Raw genomic sequence first — 19,941 nt, forward strand, 5'->3', positions numbered from 1 at the left:
ACGACATCATTCGCGACTTTTGGCGTTCATAGTGGGTATTCCTAAACAGCACTTATGATAGCGTAATCTTAATGTTATAAAACTACCTCTGCCAATTCATTAACCATCTGCATAACTTCATTCCACGACAATTCACCCACAAAGAATGAATTCTTCTGAAAATTTAACCATTGCGTTTCCATATTCTCGTCAAATTCTACCGTTACCAGCGTCTTTCTTAATTGATGAATTTGACTTGTTGTATTTCTTTGCTCACATGTTGCGCAAAAGGCCTGTTTAAAGATATTCCTATCGAAATTTTCCTGTTTACTAATCATGTATACATCATAAAAGTCACGCATCCTTGTATTTGCTGTACCACGCGCCATAATCGTTTCAAATTTTTCTGCTAACAAAGTTTCCAAATTATATGTCCATAAGGAAATAGTTCTATCTTCAAACATCAGACGATATGGATATTGAATTGCAGCTGGAGTAATAATGTCGCCCGTTGATAAATCAATTTTTATTATTTGACGTATTTTATCTATTGTTGCTTCCAAAATGAAACGAAATCCAGCGTACTCATGTTCTTCCATAATTTCTGTAACTTTGTTGATGTGAAAGTAAACGCAATCTGAGATGTCAGTATTAATAATTTCACTAATAATTTTAGTTGCATTATCCTTCGTTAAATTCAATGATTTTATAGTAGTATCTATGTCCATCGTTGCTCTTGAATTCATACCAACAATTGCCGCTACTAACACTCCACCTTTTAAAATAAAATTGTCATGATAAGGTGAACAGGAAAGACGCTCTAAAAATCGCTCCATAAGAAAACTGCGCATAAGTGTCTGCGCTTTGGTACTATCTCCACAAGCAAGGTGTTTAATCTTGGCTTTCAGCTGCGTTGCTGTATTAATCATAATAAGACCTCGGTATATAGTCGCACCATTGGCTCAATATGGAACAACCGTGCATACTTTGCCAACTGAAGTAAGTTTTTGTGCGTGTTCATCATATATTCCCTCATAGCATAACGAAATACCTGGATATCCATCGTTTTTTTTGAACGAATAATATCACAAATGGTGCGTTCCATATCATATGCAAGAACAGTATTTCCAAAAAAAGTTTTCACATTAACTATTCCAACTTGATAAGTGTTTGGATTATCCTGATAAACCTGAACACCTTGCTTACGTAGATGTGATGCATTATATCCAGCACATACTGTTACATACGCAGTATGCGGCTCGCGTTCTGTAAGTCCATGTAGCATAAGCGCTGTTTCATGCGAAAAAATGACACGCGAATTAGATAGATGAAGCTGATACAAGGTATCAGGCCATGCATCTTCGGCAAGGTACACGCCATGCGCAACACGCTCCATGTTACGCTTACGAACATAATGTGCCATCGTTGGCTTAGATACACCGTGCTTTAATGCCTGTGAAGTGCACAAATATCCATTACCTTGTTTTACAAGCAAATCTAAAATATCAAATCGTTTCATATAATCACCTTACTTTTACGCTCTTAGAATATCTATTGAAAGCGTATAAGTAAATGTAGACAACAAAAACGACATCATTCGCGACTTTTGGCGTTCATGATTTGTTCCGGCTTCTGGCTTGGTTGCGACTTTTGGCTTGGTTGCGACTTTTGGCTTGGTTGCGACTTTTGGCGCTCATAAGTGGCTGCCATGATTGGCTGCCGTGATTAGTCGTTACTTCTATCGTTCATGAGTGGCTGCCGTGATTGGCGGGCATGATTAGCGGGTATAAGGATGATGCTTTCGTGGGCTTTGTGCGGATGGCGGCAGCGCGCAGTTGGTGGCAGCGCACAGTTGGTAGCAACGCGCAGTTGGTGGCTTAGGCGGCTTACACAGAATGGCCGATAAAGCTCGATTGGCCGCATAACGCGGTAATGCAGATAGGCACATGACGAACGCAAGTATCGCTACGAGCTGTGCAGATTAGGCGGGTTACGCAGAATATGCGCTACGATTGCGCCAACGCGTACGGAAACACGCAACGCTCATGAGTATGCGTTTTAGCAGCACCTACCGATGTCGCCGCCGCGCATGATGAGTGCTCGACACTCTTCCCTTCACCAGCGCAACCATTACTTTCATAAATGTTGTTAGCACCATCAAGAACAGCATGTGTTTCACTTGTAGCGCTCACACGTACATCCTCCGCATCAGGCGTTTCGCTTTGCGCATGAGGCTCTTCTTCATGCGTAGCATCAGCAACTGGCACATCCACAATGCGCGCATTCACGCCATAAAAGCGACGAATATTTTCTTCATTTATCACAGTTAGCGTTTCCCCATGTAAGCGTACGTTTTCGTGACCAACAAAAAGCGTGTTATCAGATACCATAAACGCATGTTCAGGAAAATGTGTATTGATAATGCAGGTGGTAGAACGTGAAGCCGTAACGCGCTTTATCGCATCCATAACGAGCAATTGATTGCGCATATCCAAATTCGATTCTGGCTCATCAAGAATGAGCACTTCAGGCTTGCTAACAAGCGCCCGCGCAATAAGCGTCATTTGCAACTGTCCGCCGCTAATTTCATTACAATTGGAGCGCGCAATATCAGAAATACCTAACCAATCAAGCGTTTCAAGAGCTTTCTCGTAATCGGTTTTTGATGGCGTTGAAAAAACTCCTGCTGTAGCATTTAATCCCATAACAACGGTATCAAGAACACTGTACCCAAAGGGGCTTTGTTTTGCCTGAGGCACATAGCTCATATGCGACCACAACTCGCGATGCGAATAGGACGAAAGCGGCTTATCGTTAAAATACGTTGCACCTTCGCGCCACGGCAAAAAACCCATCATGCAACGTAGAAGCGTCGTTTTTCCTACTCCGTTTGGACCTAAAATAGTAAGAACACTTTGAGCGGGAACTACCACATTAAGATGTTCAAATAAATTGAACTTTTTATACCCAAATGCAGCGTCTTTTATTTCTACTTTCATTGCGCACATCCTTTTGTTCTACGAAGTATCCACGCGAAAAATGGCGCGCCTATCACTGCCGTTAAAATCGATAATGGTATTTCTGAACTGGTAACACTGCGTGCCACATCATCAATAAGCAATAGATACGATGCGCCTAACAACAACGTAGCTGGAACCAATAAGCGATGATCGTTTCCAACAATCATACGGCCAATATGCGGGATAACCAGGCCAATCCAACCGACAACGCCACACAATGAAACGGTAACAACGGTCATAAATGTAGCAATAAGCAGTGTAAAAATACGCATTTTGCTTACGTCAATGCCAAGGGAAGCGGCCTCTTCTTCATCTAAAGAAAGCAAATTTAACTTCCAGCGCAAAGCCCACAATACAAGCGAACACGGTATAACAACAGCGCAGGTAAGTTGAACGCCCGCATATGATGACGACGAAAGAGAACCCATCAGCCACGTTGTAATTGCGGGCAGCTGATCATAAGGGTCGCTTACGTATTTGATAAGCGAAACCATAGCCGCAAACAGAGAGCTCACAATAACGCCTGCTAAAACAAGCATATACAATTGCGTTTTTCGGCGAACACGACCAAGCAAAATAACTAAACCTACGGCAATAAGGCCAAAAAGCAACGCGAGTCCTTCAACAGCAAGAGCAGTTCCACTAAACAAAATGCCTAATGCAGCACCAAAACTTGCGCCTGATGATACGCCTAAAATATCTGAAGATACCAACGGATTACTGAATACTGCTTGATATGCTGCTCCAGCTTGCGATAATGCAGCTCCCACCAGCATAGCCATAACAATTCGAGGCATGCGAACACTGAAAATAACATTATCAAGCGCAGCATCACTTGGATTGCCAAGTGCATGGCCGAACAATACTGACACTACTTCGTGAGGAAGCGCATGGTACCGGCCCAAACAAAGCGACAACACAAACACGACGCATAAAATAATGGCCATCGGCACTAAAAACCAAGCACGTTTAGACAACAACTGCGGCTTACCTTTTTTGGAAATGAGATTATTTTGATCTACCACGTGAGCTCCCTTCAAGAACACGCGAAACTTCCTGTGAAAAGCTATCGCCATAGGGACATTGTGTTTTTGACCACGATAAACGGCCAGAAACTGCTAAGTGAGGCACTTCGATGAAATGGGCATCTTTATTACAATAAGGCCTTAGTAAACCATCACCAACTATTACGTCATAGCGATGCGATGACACAATGTCAATTGCATCCTTTTCACAAATATGACCAATATCATGCTTCTGCATACCTTCTGCGTCGGTAGAGAAAAAGGTCGCACTATCGCAAGACGTGATGCCAAAATCGCTGCGAAAAGAGCAGCGCATACTGTGAGCTACCACTTGATCAGCTATGATAAGTACTTTGAGCGAAGATGATTGCTGCGCATGGTCCATACATGCCGATTGCTCTTCGCAGAGAGGCTGGAGTGCAGCAAGCGTATTTTGTTCGTAATGTTGGGTAAGCACGTCCATAAACTGGTCGAACGATTGTTTTCCACTACATTGCGCCCACACATACGGAATCCCGTAACGCTGCTTCATAAGACGAGCAAGCGGCAATGCGCTGTAACTGAGCACGATATTACACGAAGCGTAGACGCTTTGCGCTAAATCGTCAAGCGTCGAACCCATGCACCAACAAGCACCAAGCTTCCACCCGCGCGCTTCGATGCCTTGCTTTATGACGTCAATAGAATGGTACTGGTTCACATCAAGCGGAATGGCGCCTAAGAGGTTTACGGTTCGTTTGCGCTGTTCAGAAGCCGTGTCTGGCAAAGAACCATTCGCGTGTAACGCATCAGCGCGCGGAAATATAATGTGGGTTGCCAGCTGCTTATAGGCAAGCATGGCACCGTGCTCGTAGGTTCTTGTTCCCGTTGTTGGAAATGCGATAACGGGAACGTCAATTTTCTGCTCAAGCTCGCGCGCCAAAGCCTTAAAATCGGTGCCTAAAATCATAGGATTCGGAGATCCAACAAGCGCAACAAAATCACCGCGCACGCGGCCTTGCGTTTTGCATGCTGCCGAAATAAGCATTTCATCTTTGCCAAACAGTGCTTGCATGTCGTCAAGCCCCGATGTGAATACACGTGACGCATGCGCATACGAACGCGGCTCATCGTACCCAACGAAATTGCTCGTACAGCCTGCTGGATCATGGAAAATGATAGTGCCGCCTAAATCAAAAAGCACCGATGCCGCACCTGAATAATCGCCTGCAAATGTTGGAAGCACAAAGTGAAAGTGCTCGGCGTTAGGCAATTTGATGGTATCCCACGTTGTAATTCTAGAACGTTCTTCACGTGGCGCACTCTCGGGAGTGGTTGCTAGGTCTATTGTTCCGCTAATAGCTGCGTTACTTGTAGGAATATTATTCATAGCAGCGTTATTTGTTGTTGTTTCACTCATATGACCAGCGCCTTTTGATAGAGCATCTCTCTTGTTTGGGAAGTGGAATGGTCGCTTGTAAGCGCCTTATAAACCGCCTTATATAATTCGGGAATGGTGCTAAATCCAAAGGTGCACACATCATCGCCCCAAGGAACGGGAGCCGCGTGCGTACACAAACGTGCTGCATCAAAACCAAATGCCACGTCAACATCGTTGAGTTCTGACACAAGTGACATTACTGGATTCATAGCTGGATATACAGACAAATTTGGGTTATGCGCACACAGCATGTCTATGAAGTGTTCGTCACGCTTAGTTGCACCTGCGCAAATAATGAAAGAAATATCCATGCCCGCTTCTAAGAACACAACTGCAGCCTCGAAAGGAGAAAGCGCCAACGAGGCACCAATTCCAATACTTTTGCCTTGTAGAAGCGGTTTATACTGTTCACACGCTTGTTGTGCCTGACGCAAAAAAGGCTGGTAATTAAAAGGTGCCTTAAACTGCGCCGCCATCGCATCATACACGCGCACAACGTCTGGCGTATAGGCAAACGCTGGTGCATGCACAAAAGGAATGCCCAGTTTGCGTTCCATTTCACGCGCAGCAAGCAAGGCGGTGTCGCGCATCACAATATTAAGTGTACTGTTTCGCATAGCGGCAAAATCGTCGAATGTTTTGCACGAAGGCAGCTGACGAATGCGCGTATATCCGCAATCACAAAGCAGGTGAATTAAATCGCTTTCGGGGCTTAACTGCGCAAATGGACCAATAATATTGACGGCACTTTCATCACGTTTACCTGGGGTAACCTGCTCAAGTAACTCGTAAATACTGCGTTGCAATTTTACCAGTGGAGGCGCGCTCGATGTAAGCGAAATAGGGTCCATATGCCCATCAACAAATGGAATGCCGTAGCGCTTTGAAAACGTTTTCGCCAAGGAACGATAATCCGAACCAAGCAAATCATCAACGCAGGTGCTAAACAGGAAAAAGGCCGCGGGCTTTGTAGGAAGCCCCTGCATAATCGCATCAACAACGGCATCTAATCCATCTAAATGCGTACCCATTACCAAATCTTCTTCCGACGCATCAAGATAAAACACACGCTCACGATAACCGTTCATCATTGCGCACACCGAACCATGTCGAGAACAACCTGTTGGCGCCACAAAAAGCAGAACCGATTCAGGAACTGCCATAGCACCGCGCACAATTCCCCATTCACCTGCGCAAGGAGTAAGATAATAGGCATATCCTTTTGCGGAAATTTCTTGCAAAACACCTGGCTCAACGCACGACGTTGCACTTGAAGCGCCGCTTGCCTCCTCATGCGCTGGTGCGGTATTCGATAATCCCGCTTTCTGCTGGAATGTATGCCCTTTCAACGCGCTTATAGGAACGGGGGCGCTGCGCACTAAGTTCTCTATACGTATTTCAGAAGCTGCTGCACAACACGACATTACGCCACCCCGCAATCCATAATTTTCTTTGCGATTGCTTGGAATGTATGCGAAATAGGCAGCTGAGAGTCCATTTCTTCAACGGTCATGCCCTGATCTTCCGCTTTTTGAATATTGTCATCACGTGGCACAATGCCTAAAATTTCCGTGTTTAAGCGCTGTGCAAAATTACGCACTATCTCCTCTTCATTTGGAACGGAGCGGCAGTTCAGAATAATGCCACGCAATTTTGCATATCCGCGCGAAGCAAAGTTATCAAGCGCTTTCGCAATATTTTCGGCCGCATACAGTGCCATTTTTTCACCAGAAGTAACGATGACCACTTCTTCAGCGTAACCTGCACGTAAAGGCGTCGCAAAACCGCCACACACAACATCCCCAAGAACGTCGAACAGCACGTAATCGGGATGATACACACCGAAAGCGTCGAATTCTTCAAGCACGTCGAAAGTTTTAACGATGCCGCGACCTGCGCATCCACTACCTGGCGTTGGGCCGCCCGCTTCAACACACGCAATGCCCTTGTAACCTAGCTGTACAACGGAATCGAGTGACGGACAAACACCTCCATTCGCCAACAACACATCCATTGCAGGCACAATTTGCCTTCCTTTTAAGAGGTTAAAAGTAGAATCTGCCTTAGGGTCGCATCCAATTTGCATTACTTTCTTTCCTGCATCAGCCATGCATGCAGAAAGTGTGGATGTAACTGTTGACTTTCCAATGCCACCTTTTCCATAAATTGCAATTTTTTTCATAATACCCTCGTCTGAACTCAATGCATGATAGGCGTTCAGCTCCGATACACCTATCATGCCTGCTATCTGCGCATTTAATCTTGTGTATGGTCAAGCAATTTTGTAATTTGTTCTTCAGTTAAATAGTAGTTGTAAATATCTTTGTAGAACTGACTTACCTCTGCACGCATATTCATATCCTTAAACAGCTCGGGATGCATCAAGTGCGCAAGCCACTTCACCGTAAGCGGGCTTTCAACACACGGCGGATCCCACGGGAAACCACCAACAGGGAAGCGATACACATGCTTATTTTGAACTGCTGGAATATGCGACCAATCTTGCCCAGGGAAGGTATTGTTGTAGAAATCTGATGCTTTAATAGGATTAAAATTGCCCACAAAAATAAATTGCGGATTCCACTGCATAACCTGTTCCATATTCACAGAAACCTGGCGTTCTCCCATGTCACGCGTAGGGTCGATGGCGCCACTTTGATCCATCAAATACGACGTGAAGCCTTTGCCCATCACTTTAAGAGAATTCGTTACATGGAGAGCAACAGGCCATTCACTTTTTGGAAGCGTTGCAATACGCTCGCTGACGCGTGAAATTTCTTTATCAAAATAGGAAAGAAGCTTTGTGCCGCGCTCTTTTTTCTGCATAAGCGTAGAAAGTACAGTGATCCACGTCTTTAAATCATCAACAGTACCGTATTTCAAAGCGATAACCTTTAGGCCAGCGTCTTCCATTTTTTTGATGCTCTCAGGCATAAATGTCCACTGAAATACCACGTCAGGCTTTAGTGCTAGCAGCGCTTCAATATTTACGTTAAAATCGCGCGCGCACCAATCGGTGTTTGCTTGCGCCAATGACGGATACATTGCTTCAAGTGTGCCGCGTTTATACACGGGAAGTGAAGCAGGGTTACACCCTACGATAAGCGGATTGTCTTCACCCATAACAGCAAAAAAGATGGACGGTAACGGAATGATGCATGTACAAATACGCTTTGGCGCTTCTTTGAATGTTGTTGTTCTGCCTGCTTGATCGGTAATAACAATGCCCTCTTTATCACCCAAGCTTGCAGTATTAGCCGACTTTTTAGAAAACGGCGATGCGCACCCGCCTATGCCAAGTGCAGCCGTTCCCAATAGTGCTGCTGAGAGGCCTAAAAACTCGCGACGTTCTACATTTGTTTTCTGGTGTTTCATACTAACCAACCCTTCCCCTTACAAAACCTAACCTTACCTCTATACATAAAACGTGTAGCGGCTATGCCAATACACGTGCATAGAGCTTTTTGCAATGCATCCTCTACCAGCGTTTTCGCCAGCTGTTTTACCAGCGTTTTCCCCTTTTTCGCTGAATACCTAATGCTCGATGCTTGTATTTTGGAAATCGTTTCTACAAACACACTGTGAATAAGCGCTGATTAACACTGATTAAACGCACTAACAACACAAAGGTAGTAGCACGTTTCAGAGCTTTGTTTATTCCGTTGTGTGGTCAAGCATTGTACTTAATTCCTGCTCACTGATGGAATATCCATACACATCTTTATAAAACTGAGAAACTTCTGCTTTCATATTCATGTCTTTAAACATATCAGGATGTTGAAGATGCGCGAGCCATTTCACCATAAGAGGCGTTTCCATACATGGAGGATCCCAACGGTAGCCACCAATAGGAATTTTATAGACATGTTTATGCTTGACAGCAGGTATTTGAGACCAATCTTGACCAGGAAGCGTATTGTTGTAAAGATCGCTTGGACGGATTTTAGTGAAGTTACTGATATAAACAAACTCTGGTTGCCAGCTAATAATTTGCTCCATGTTTACTTGAGCAGAACGTTCCTTAAAATCTTTGGCAGGATTAACTGAGCCGCTGTTTTCCATCCAGTAATTGCTAAAGCCACTAAACACTTTAAGCGAATCGTACAAGTGTAAAGCAACAGGGCGTTTATCAGGAGCAATAGAATTTGTGCGAGCAGTAACTTCGCTAATTTGCTTGTCGTAGTAATCAATGAGGAACTTTGCTCGGTCATTCTTTTGCATCATGGTTGCCAAAATGGTAATCCACGCTTTAAGGTCGTCAACCGTACCATATTTCAGCGCTATAACCTTAAGACCCGCGTCTTCCATCTTTTTAATGCTTTCTGGCATAAAAGTCCATTGCAGTACAACATCGGGCTTAAGCGCCAATAATGCTTCGATATTCACGTTAAAGTCACGTGCACACCAATCGGTATTTGCCTTTTCAAGTGATGGATACATGGCAGCCAATACACTCGAACGATACGCAGGCATTGATGCAGGATTACAGCCTTTTAAGACTTCGTTATCGGCACCCATAACAGCATAAAAAATAGAAGGAAGCGGCATGATAGTAGTAACAACACGCTCGGGAACTTTATCAAGCGTTATCGTTTTACCTGCCTGATCAGTAATTGTAATGGCATTTTTGCCTTCATTAGCTGATTTTGATTGATCAGCTGTATTGGCTTTTTTCGAGCCAGGATATTGTGAACATCCTGCTAGTCCAAAACTTGCGGCTGTTAATGCAGCTACCGATCCAAATAAAAACTCTCTTCGGCCTAAACCATTCCTTACAAATAAATTAGAACAATCTTCTTCACCCATAATACACTCCCAAAAGTATACCTAACCTTACTCTTACCAGTATATACGTGTTTACCAAGTAAAATAAGTATTTTGTTAACTTTGATTAATATTTAACATAAGCCAAACTAATGAAATAATGAGGTATAACACCAACAATAAGCAGAATAAACTATAAAAATGGAGATTATACTAAAAAGCTATCATGATGCGTAAACATGCTAACCAGTACGCTCATGAGTAGTATACAAAAAAGATTAGTACTTAATACAATAGGTAAAACCTGCTTATCGATGTAAGCACGAGCAATAGATACGTTAACGATATAGTACAGTATAGTTATTCCGCCACAATACTGCGCAGGGCACGCAGGGCGGCGTTGATGTCGTCTTGCGACGTAAACGAGGAAAAGCTGAAGCGCACAATGCCGTTCGCCACACCCAGCGCCTTATGCATCAGCGGCGCACAATGGGCACCGGCGCGCGTTGCAATATCGTAATTCTGCGACAACTGAAACGCCAGCGTAGAAGCGTCAATCGTATCGCAGGTAACGGCAACAATGCCACACGTTCCACACGCACTGCCACCACCCACACAATGCAGCTTATCAACAGAGGAAATTCCAGCACGAAACGCACGTGCCAACTGGCTTATATGCGCCTCAATCGCGCTCCCACCGCGCTGCTCGATAAAGCGCACACCTTCCCGCAAGCCAGCCAAGCCGTGAGCATTCAACGTTCCAGCTTCCAAATACTCCGGCATAACATGCGGTTGACGCAAGCTAAACGAACGCGTACCTGTTCCACCTTCAAACAGCGCATCAGGCAAAACGTCAGCGTGGCACACAAGCCCACCCGTGCCCTGCGGCCCATATAAACTTTTATGTCCCGTAAAGGCAAGAAAATCAATGTTGCTATCAGCAAGATTAAGCGCTAACACACCAGCTGTTTGCGCCGCATCCACGCATACCAACGCTCCATGTTTGTGCGCAATCGCGCTCAGCGCGTCAATATCATACACATCACCTGTAACATTTGACGCATGCGGCAGCACAACAAGGCGCGTATTCTTCTTAAATGCCTGCTCATAGGCCTTGTAATTCAGCTCTCCTGTGGGAAGAACAGGTACAACGCTCACTTCCACGCAACGCGTATCGCGCATCGCGAACACCGGCCGCAACACCGAATTATGCGCCGCCGCCGTGGTGATAACGTGGTCGCCTGTGCGTAAAAAACCTGCAATAACCATGTTCAGCGCCTGCGTAATGTTAAGTGCAAAGCACACGCGCTCGGGGTGTTGCTCGCCAAACAAGCGTGCAAGCGCAATACGACATTCGTACACCGTTTCATCGGCAGAAAGCGATGCGGAATGCACACTGCGACCAGCGCCGCCAAAATGTTGCAGTGCTTCTTGAACGGCACGCGCCACCTGGGGCGGCTTCACCAGCGTTGTTGCTGCATTATCGAGGTAAATCACGAAGCACCTCGGCAACAACCGTGCTCCCAGGCTCAAAAACGCTTCCCTGCGGAACGGTTACCAACGCGTGCGGCGCTAACAACGTTGTTGGAAGCGTTGAGTCTTTCGATGCAGCGCGCGCATGCCACGTTCCATCAACGCAGGTCAGCACAACGCGAGCAACAAAACTACCCCATTTGGGTGATTTAATATGCGAATCGAGAACAACAGGAATGCGCACGCGCTGTGTGCGCGGTGCGCCGTAATAAAAATCGATGATGCCGCGCAACAGCCAATCGCAGCACAGCCACGCAGCGATTATAGGGCCTGGTACATTAAGCGCAACCGTGCCTTTGCACAGCGCAATTCCCACGGGTCTGCCAGGAGCGCAGCGCACACCATGCGTGAAGTACTCGGAGTGCTCCTTCACCAAATCGGCATTAAAGTCTTCGGAGCCGCGCGACGAACCGCCGTTAATGATAACTACGTCGTTTTCGGAAAGTGCCTGTTCAAAGATTGTTTTAAGCGCATCGCGATCGTCGTTGATTTTCGGGTAGGCACAAAACGCAGCGCCCCACTGCTGCGCGAAACCGCAAATCATCGTGCTGTTCGCTTCAACATTCTGACCACGACCAGGAACAACACCAGGCGCAACCAGCTCGGTTCCCGTAGGAATATACCCAACGCGCAATTTGCGAATTGCTTGCACCACCGTGTGTCCCGAAGCGGCAAGCAACGCCGCAATTTCTGGCGTGATGCGCTCGCCAGCTGCGCAAATAAGCTCACCTTGCTCCATATACGTACCTGCAGCGCGCACATTTTGCCCACGTTTTACCTGCTCGTTTGGATCAACATGTACGGCGCCATCCGCATCAAACCGCACCGCTTCAATAGCAATAACCGTATCGAATTCATCGGGAAAATCGTCGCCTGTATCAGCCAAAACGTAATCGACGCCGCGCTTCCAGTGCTCAAGTGCGGGCATACTGCTGATAAAATGATCGAAATTAACCGCAATGCCATCAAAGGCAGATACCCTGTGAACAGGCAAATTGTACGAAGCTCGGTAGTCGATGGCGGAGGTGCGGCCGTACGCATTCTGAAGAGGAAGCGCATCAGGCGCATCGTGCACAGGCTTCCAACGCTCAAGAAGACCTTGTAGAGCATCGGCACGCGTTAACGCTGTATCAAAGTTAAATTCCATGATCCACCTGCTTCTATAACGATGTTTGCGCATGTACACGTGTGGCACATGCTCACACGTGCGAGCGATGCGGCGTGTGCAACATTGCAACGTGTGCTACGTTTGCGTCGTATGCGGCGTGTGCAACGTGTACCAGGCGCACTGCGTGTGCGCTGGCGGTACGGCGGTGCGGCGTATGCACTGGCAAAGCGGCATAAGCAACGCGAACAGCACATCTCGCGCCCGTTTCCACCTGCGAAAATGCCAAGCTACACGCGCTTCATGAAGCGGCCATCGCGCGTATCTACCTGCACGGTGTCGCCCACTTCAATATACATAGGAACCTGAATAACGGCACCCGTTTCAAGCGTGCATGGCTTCGTTGCGCCTTGCACGGTGTCGCCCTTAAAACCAGGCTCAGTCTCAGTTACTTCAAGCTCGACAAACATTTGAGGCTCAACCTCAATAAGCTCGCCACCTGCATACTGTAATGTTGCTTCGTCGTTTTCCTTCAGCCATTTTGCTGCTGGACCCACAATATCGCTACCAATGGCAAGCTGTTCATACGTGCTGGTATCCATAAAATTGTAATCGGCGCCGTCGTTGTACAGGTATTGCATGGTGCGCTGCTCAAGACGAACACTGTCGAACTTTACACCTGCATTAAACGTGTAATCAACGACACGACCCGTTTTAATGTCGCGCAGCTTCGTGCGCACAAAAGCGCCGCCCTTACCAGGCTTTACGTGCTGAAACTCAACAATCGTGCACATTTTGCCATTATTGATAATACACATTCCATTTTTAAAATCGGCTGTTGAAATTGCCATTCTTAACCTCCCTGCATGATGCAGATAATCGTGTTCGCCCTGCTCATGCAAGGAGAATCTTCTCGTTTACACGCATGCGCTTTCAATAATAATTGGTGTACCGCATAATCGCTACACCGCACCAGACACGGTACCAACACCGTGAACGGCACACCACAGCGAAACCAGTACACCGCGCATGCAAAGGTGCATTAAATTATAACCATTTCATGTGTTGATTTGCCAAACACCTTATAACTTTCATGAGTAAGCACGCCACAATCTTCCAAGCGCATACCAAATTCACCTGGAATATAAATTCCTGGTTCAACAGTAACAACATTGCCTTCTACCAACGGCTGCTCGTTACGTGGCGCTAACACAGGCTCTTCGTGAATATCAATACCAACACCGTGTCCTAAGCTGTGTCCCATGCGCCCTTTATATCCGCCTTCAGCAAGAATTTGCTCTGCCATCTCGTGTGCTTCCTTGCCCGTCATACCAACATGCAAGCGCGCCTCAACCGTTTCATTAGCGCGGCGCAACACAGTATACGCATCCTTAATTTTCGCAGATGGTTCGCCGAGGAACACGCAACGCGTCATATCGGAGCAATATCCATACGCCGACGCGCCAAAATCCATAACTACACACTGACCAGCCTCAAGTTTAGTATCACCAGGAACAGCATGCGCTGTAGCTGCATTCGCACCCGCTGCAACAATCGAGCGAAATGACAAGCCCGATGCGCCGTGACGAATCATGTAATCTTCAAGCTCGATTTGAACTTCACGCTCGGTCATACCTGGCTTCATCCATGAAATGATGTGTGAAAATCCAGCATCGGTGATATCTTGCGCCGCCTGCAAACGCGCAATTTCGCTTGCATCTTTTACACCGCGCACGTTCAGCACCACGTTAGATGTTTCGTGAAGCGTTAATCGCGGCAGTTCAAAAGCAGCATAATTGCGTAAGGGCTGATATTCGCGCAAGGTCATCGTGTCTTCAATACCAAGCACAAAAGCATCATCGCTTACATGCTGCTTTTTTAGAACATTTATCGCAACACGTCCGTGAGCTGCGCGTTCCATAGAAACACTCAGCGGTGCTTCGCCTTTTTGAGCAGCAGCGACGCACGCGTCGTAGTAGCGAGAATCGGTGTGCAGCACAGCGCCATCTTGCGTAAGAAGAACGCAATGTGCCTGTTCATCGTCAAACACGTCGTCGAAGGCGCTCAGCCACATGATGTTTGAGGTGGTGCGAATAAGCAGTCCGTCCAAGTTATGTTCGCGCATGTAAGCACGCAAAAGAGCTATGCGATGCGCGCTTTTTCCGCGCGTGTCCGTTACGTTAGACCTGTTCGTGTTGTCGGTTGTTTGGCTGGTTGTTTGGTCGGTTTCGCCCGTTAAAGGTTTGTCCATGCTATCACTTGCTTTCTGCGTCCTGTAATGTATGTTCGCCATCAGGAATTTTGGCTTTTTGCAATTCAAATCTGAGTTTTTTATAGCTCACAGCAGAGCTTTTTGCAGCTGAAATGTTGGCTTTTTGCAACTCAAACTTTAGGTTGTCGTAGCATCAATCGCGGCATTCTATATCAAAAAACGACACAAAACTAAAACCGCAGACAAAGCCAACTCCCGCTCCGTTTCGCGATCCTGTCTGCGCCAACTCCCGCGCATTTCAGCACGTCACATGCCGCACGTCACACGCCACTTCCCGCGCCGCGTCGTTTCCCGCGTTCTACCAGGAAATAAGCTCGTAGCCGCTTTCTGTAACAACAAGTTGCACTTCCCATTGCGCGCTCTTCGAGCCATCTTTGGTGCGCACCGTCCAACCGTTCGGATCGGACATATCAATGTCGGCTTTTCCCGCATTTACCATCGGTTCAATCGTAAAGCAGAAGCCAGGCATCAAAATAGGGCCCGTACCTGCTTTATCAACAAAACTCACAAACGGCTCTTCGTGGAATTCGTGCCCGATTCCATGGCCGCCAAACTCCGCAACAACGCTGTACCCCGCGCCTGTTGCTACTTTATTCACCGCTTCACTCACATCGCCCAAGTGACCCCACGGACGCACCGCCGCAAGACCGGCCTCAACAGCCTTTTTTGTGGTTTCTACCAGGCGTTTATCTTCATCAGATACGTTGCCAATAAGATACATGCGCGACGAATCGGAAAAATAATCGTCAAGAATGGTCGACATATCCACATTGATAATGTCGCCGTCTTTGACTACTTCATCAGGCGAAGGAATACCGTGGCACACCACGTCGTTGATAGACGTGCACACGCTTTTGGGGAAACCCTCGTAGTTCAAATCGGCGGGAATGGCGTTGTGCTCGATGCAGTAGTTGTACACCCAGGTGTCAATTTCCTGCGTTGTAACGCCCGCGCGGATGTGTTCGCCCACATAATCGAGGACGCCAATGTTCACCACTGCACTTTTCTTGATGGCAGCAATGTCCGCCGCGGTTTTCACGAGCGAACGCGGAAGAACTTCTTCACCCTGACTTGCCAACATGTCGAGCCGCGCATCAAACGCAGCGTGACACTTTTTGTACTTTGCTCCCGAGCCGCACCAACAAGCGTCATTGCGGCCCGGATTGGGCATTCCATCATACATAGTTGCCTCCAGAATTGTATCCGTAGCAGGAGTTATGCGGCCTGTTAGTCGCGAACTTCCGCTTGCAATTGTGCGCATACTTTCTTAACCAAGCGCGCGTGAATTTTTGCCACTTCTTCAGAACTGAGCGTTTTTTCGGGGCTGCGATACAACAGCGAGAACGCAAGCGATTTTTTGTGCGCTCCCACGTGCTGTTCATTGCGATACACATCAAACAAATGCGCGCGCACTAACAGCTTTCCGCCCGCCGACAGCAGTGCCTGCAAAACGCTCTGATAGCTAACATCTTCGTCGACCACCAGCGCAATATCCATGGAAACACCTGGGTAAACGGGAACATCGCAATATTCGCGATGAGTTTGTGCCGCGCATAGCAGCGCCTTAAAGTCGAGTTCGAAAGCAATCACGCTACCTTGTACATCAAGTGCACGCAAGCCACGCGGATGAATTTGTCCAACCCAGCCAAGCTTCGTTTTCCCAAAGAACACGTCCGCCGCGCAACCCGGATGCAAAAAGGGCGACTCATCAACGTTAACGGGCGCAAACGTAACACCAGGAATGTTCAGTGCACAGAAAAGCGTTTCAAGAACACCTTTGCCATCGAAGAAATCGAACGCCAATGCTGGCTTGTTCCACGCTTTTTCTGTCATGCAGCCTGCCAAAACGCCTGCTACTTTAAGCGTTTCGTACGGCTTTTTATGCCCTGGACGCGCGCGGAACACCTCACCAATTTCATACAGTTGAATGTTGTCAACACCGTGATTTTGGTTGTATGCAACACTGTGTAAAAGGCCAGGAATAATGCTCTCACGCAAAATGGATTGCTCGGCGTTAATCGGATTAAGCAAACGCAGCGGCTCAACGCCAACATTCATGTGCAGTTTTTCGTTATCGCTTGGATCGGCAAACGAATAGGTCATAGTTTCGCACAAACCGCATGAACGCAAAACTTCGCCCAGTTTCCTAGAAAGCTGCTGTTCAGGCGTGCGAACAGCCAGGCGACCTTCCCCAGCGGGAAGCGTTGGCGTAATGGAGTCCATGCCAACAAGGCGCAGCACTTCCTCGTACAAGTCGATTTCACGCGTAAGATCGGGACGGAACGTGGGGCATACCACATCAAGAACATCGGCGCTAGTGGCAGCATCGGGGTTGTTGGCACCGGTGGCGCTAGTGGCAGCATCAGCGCTGTGCGTCGTGCACGAGCAGCCCAAGCGTTCCAGCGTATCTATTACCTCATCTGCGGTAATGTGCAAGCCCATCATCGATTCAAAACGCTTTATACGAAACGGCACGCAACATTCTTGGGTAGCGTCGTGATACACATCAACACGGCCAGGAGCAACATGCCCACCTGTGACCTGAGCCATCAGCGCTGCCGCAAAATCGCAAATATCACCAACCGGATTATCGTCAACAATGCGCTCAAAACGCAACGATGCCTCGCTCATCAGGCCTAGGTTGCGGCTCGTACGGCTTGTGTGCGAACTATTAAACGCCGCCGCTTCAAGCACAATTTTGGTGGTTTGGTCGGTAATTTCGGTATCAGCGCCACCCATAACACCAGCTAACGCAGCAATTCCGCGCGACGAACTAATAACGGTCATGTCGTCGGTAAGCTGGCGCATTTCGCCATCGAGCGTTTCAAGCGTTTCACCATCGTGCGCCGCACGCACACAAAGATGCGCAACTCCCTGGTCATCGGAAATTTTACTGAAATCGAACGCGTGCAGCGGCTGGCCAAACAGATACATAATATAGTTGGTTACGTCAACAACGTTGTTAATCGAACGCGTGCCTGCGCTTATAACGCGCTCGGCAAGCCAATCGGGGCTCGGTGCAATTTTGACGCCCTCAATAACGCGCGCCGTATAGCGTTTTGCACGGTCGGGGCTGGCAATTTCCACGTTCACCTGTTTAGACGCTGGCGTAAGCGCGCTGTCTTCCTCAACGTCAAACAGCGGCGTAAACACGTTACGCTTATACATCGCGCCCACTTCACGCGCCATACCAAGCATCGACAAGCAGTCGGGACGGTTCGGCGTAATTTCCAAATCAAGAATCGTATCCGCCAAACCCGCATACTCAGCAAAGGGAACGCCCACAGGCGCGTCATCAGGCAAAATCATGATACCATCTTCACCTTCGCGCGGCGGCAAGCCAAGCTCACTGCGCGAGCAATTCATGCCGAAACTCCACACGCCGCGTTTTTTCGCCTTCTTAATAGCAAAATCACCAGGCAAAATAGCACCACAGAGTGCCGTTACCACGTGATCGCCTTCGTTGAAATTTTGCGCTCCACACACCACTTGCAGCGGCTGCGGATTTCCCTGTTCGTCGGTATGATATGCACCAACATCGATCGTTGTTACAAACATATGGTCAGAATCAGGATGAGGAACTTTACTGAGCACCTTGCCACAAATTACCTTGTTGAACTGGGCTCCTGTTTGTGCAACACCCTCAACGCCCGTGCCCGTTACATCAAGGCGGTCGCAAAACGCTTTAACATCGCTGGGTACGTCAACATATTCAGAGAGCCATTTAAGCGATACTTTCATTCTTATTCCTCTTCTTAAAATTGACGAAGAAAACGCATGTCACCTTGCAAAAGTAAGCGCAAATCGGGAATGTCGTACTTCAACGCCGCAACGCGCTCGACACCCACGCCAAATGCAAAGCCGCGATACACTTCTGGATCGATGCCTGAACAGGTAAGAACAGCTGGATCAACCATACCGCAACCCAAAATTTCCAGCCAACCTGTGCCCTTACAAAAACGGCAGCCGGTGCCTCCGCAGATGCCGCAACTAACGTCCACCTCGGCCGATGGCTCGGTAAACGGAAAATAGTGCGCGCGAAAACGCGTTTTACGCTCGGGGCCAAACATCGCTTTGCAGAAATAATCCAGCGTGCCCTTTAAGTCGCTAAAACGAAGTGATGTGTCAATCGCAAGACCCTCAAGCTGCGTAAACTGGGGTAAATGCGACGGATCTGCCGAGTCGCGCCTATATACTTTACCTGGTGCAACAATATAAATGGGCGGTTTTTGATTTTCCATCGTGTGAACCTGAACGCCCGATGTTTGCGTACGAAGAAGCACGTCAGACTCGCCTTTTACCTTGGCAACATCGCCCGACAAATCGGGCAAGTAGAACGTGTCTTGCATGCTGCGGCTTGGATGATCGGCGGGTGCATTCAGTGCAGTAAAATTGTAATAGTCGGTTTCAACCTCCGGACCTGTAGCAACGCTGAATCCTAAGCCATAAAAGATGTCGCAAATTTCGTCAGTAATCGCGTGAATAAGGTGGCGATGACCTTGTACTTGTGAACGCCCTGGAAGCGTAACATCAACCGCCGATGTTGCAAGCTGCGCTTCAAGTTCGGTTTCTTGAAGAACAGCCTTGCGCGAACCGAGAGCTTCTTCTACGCAATTTCGCACATCATTAGCGCATTTTCCAACAGCAGCGCGATCTTCTTTAGGAAGCGCTCCCATTTGGCGCAAATACGCCGTAAGCGTGCCGCTGCGCCCCAACACCGCAACACGCAGTGCTTCAAGCTGCGCCATATCTTGCGCTTGCTCGATGTTGCAAAGCGATTGCGCGCGCAGTTGTTCCAGTTCATCGAGAATAGCCATTCCAGT

General features: G+C 47.6%; 16 protein-coding genes. All 16 read right to left on the reverse strand.

Going from position 1 to position 19,941, the window contains the following annotated elements; translation table 11 throughout:
- Positions 1-74: 74 nt before the first annotated feature.
- The 16 genes from HMPREF3190_RS03650 to pheS all read right to left on the reverse strand — a co-directional run bounded on the left by HMPREF3190_RS03650 (position 75) and on the right by pheS (position 19,935).
- Entirely contained in the window at positions 75-908 is an 834-nt protein-coding gene (locus tag HMPREF3190_RS03650; RefSeq protein ID WP_066780484.1) for a nucleotidyl transferase AbiEii/AbiGii toxin family protein, read from the reverse strand.
- Entirely contained in the window at positions 905-1,498 is a 594-nt protein-coding gene (locus HMPREF3190_RS03655) for a type IV toxin-antitoxin system AbiEi family antitoxin domain-containing protein (RefSeq protein WP_066780485.1), read from the reverse strand. Before HMPREF3190_RS03655 ends, HMPREF3190_RS03650 begins: the two co-directional genes overlap by 4 nt.
- 487 nt (positions 1,499-1,985) lie before the next feature.
- Positions 1,986-2,978 carry an ABC transporter ATP-binding protein gene (locus HMPREF3190_RS03660; RefSeq protein WP_066780487.1) on the reverse strand — a complete coding sequence of 331 codons (993 nt, stop codon included), beginning with the start codon at positions 2,976-2,978 and terminating at the stop codon, positions 1,986-1,988.
- Positions 2,975-4,024, reverse strand: coding sequence for a FecCD family ABC transporter permease (locus HMPREF3190_RS03665; protein WP_449676140.1), 1,050 nt, complete (start codon positions 4,022-4,024; stop codon positions 2,975-2,977). The genes HMPREF3190_RS03660 and HMPREF3190_RS03665 overlap by 4 nt, the downstream gene beginning before the upstream one ends.
- Entirely contained in the window at positions 4,008-5,423 is a 1,416-nt protein-coding gene (locus HMPREF3190_RS03670; protein WP_066780489.1) for a nitrogenase component 1, read from the reverse strand. Before HMPREF3190_RS03670 ends, HMPREF3190_RS03665 begins: the two co-directional genes overlap by 17 nt.
- The gene (locus tag HMPREF3190_RS03675; protein WP_066780491.1) at positions 5,420-6,868 is read right to left on the reverse strand and encodes a nitrogenase component 1; all 1,449 of its coding nucleotides are present in this window, start codon (positions 6,866-6,868) and stop codon (positions 5,420-5,422) included. Before HMPREF3190_RS03675 ends, HMPREF3190_RS03670 begins: the two co-directional genes overlap by 4 nt.
- Positions 6,868-7,683, reverse strand: coding sequence for a nucleotide-binding protein (locus tag HMPREF3190_RS03680; protein WP_449676143.1), 816 nt, complete (start codon positions 7,681-7,683; stop codon positions 6,868-6,870). Before HMPREF3190_RS03680 ends, HMPREF3190_RS03675 begins: the two co-directional genes overlap by 1 nt.
- A gap of 17 nt (positions 7,684-7,700) precedes the next feature.
- On the reverse strand, positions 7,701-8,819 hold the full coding sequence (locus tag HMPREF3190_RS03685) for an ABC transporter substrate-binding protein (protein ID WP_082715137.1): 1,119 nt from the start codon (positions 8,817-8,819) through the stop codon (positions 7,701-7,703).
- Positions 8,820-9,098: 279 nt separating this feature from the next.
- Positions 9,099-10,250, reverse strand: a complete 1,152-nt coding sequence (locus HMPREF3190_RS03690) for an ABC transporter substrate-binding protein (protein WP_082715138.1) — start codon at positions 10,248-10,250, stop codon at positions 9,099-9,101.
- 318 nt (positions 10,251-10,568) lie between these two features.
- Entirely contained in the window at positions 10,569-11,705 is a 1,137-nt protein-coding gene (locus tag HMPREF3190_RS03695) for an aminotransferase class V-fold PLP-dependent enzyme (RefSeq protein ID WP_066780492.1), read from the reverse strand.
- Positions 11,689-12,888: a molybdopterin molybdotransferase MoeA gene (locus HMPREF3190_RS03700; RefSeq protein ID WP_066780494.1), complete on the reverse strand. Its 1,200-nt coding sequence runs from the start codon at positions 12,886-12,888 to the stop codon at positions 11,689-11,691. Before HMPREF3190_RS03700 ends, HMPREF3190_RS03695 begins: the two co-directional genes overlap by 17 nt.
- A gap of 248 nt (positions 12,889-13,136) precedes the next feature.
- A complete protein-coding gene (gene efp, locus HMPREF3190_RS03710; protein ID WP_066780497.1) occupies positions 13,137-13,697 on the reverse strand; it encodes an elongation factor P in 561 nt (186 codons plus the stop codon).
- 191 nt (positions 13,698-13,888) lie between these two features.
- Complete coding sequence (locus tag HMPREF3190_RS03715; protein ID WP_082715140.1) at positions 13,889-15,097, reverse strand: M24 family metallopeptidase; 1,209 nt, start codon at positions 15,095-15,097, stop codon at positions 13,889-13,891.
- A gap of 319 nt (positions 15,098-15,416) precedes the next feature.
- A complete protein-coding gene (locus HMPREF3190_RS03720) occupies positions 15,417-16,301 on the reverse strand; it encodes a methionyl aminopeptidase (RefSeq protein WP_066780572.1) in 885 nt (294 codons plus the stop codon).
- A gap of 44 nt (positions 16,302-16,345) precedes the next feature.
- Entirely contained in the window at positions 16,346-18,859 is a 2,514-nt protein-coding gene (pheT, locus tag HMPREF3190_RS03725; protein ID WP_066780498.1) for a phenylalanine--tRNA ligase subunit beta, read from the reverse strand.
- Between the two features lie 14 nt (positions 18,860-18,873).
- On the reverse strand, positions 18,874-19,935 hold the full coding sequence (gene pheS / locus HMPREF3190_RS03730; RefSeq protein ID WP_066780500.1) for a phenylalanine--tRNA ligase subunit alpha: 1,062 nt from the start codon (positions 19,933-19,935) through the stop codon (positions 18,874-18,876).
- Positions 19,936-19,941: the final 6 nt, after the last annotated feature.

Origin of the sequence: Umbribacter vaginalis (genome assembly GCA_001552935.1) — a bacterium.
GTDB lineage: Bacteria > Actinomycetota > Coriobacteriia > Coriobacteriales > Eggerthellaceae > Berryella > Berryella vaginalis.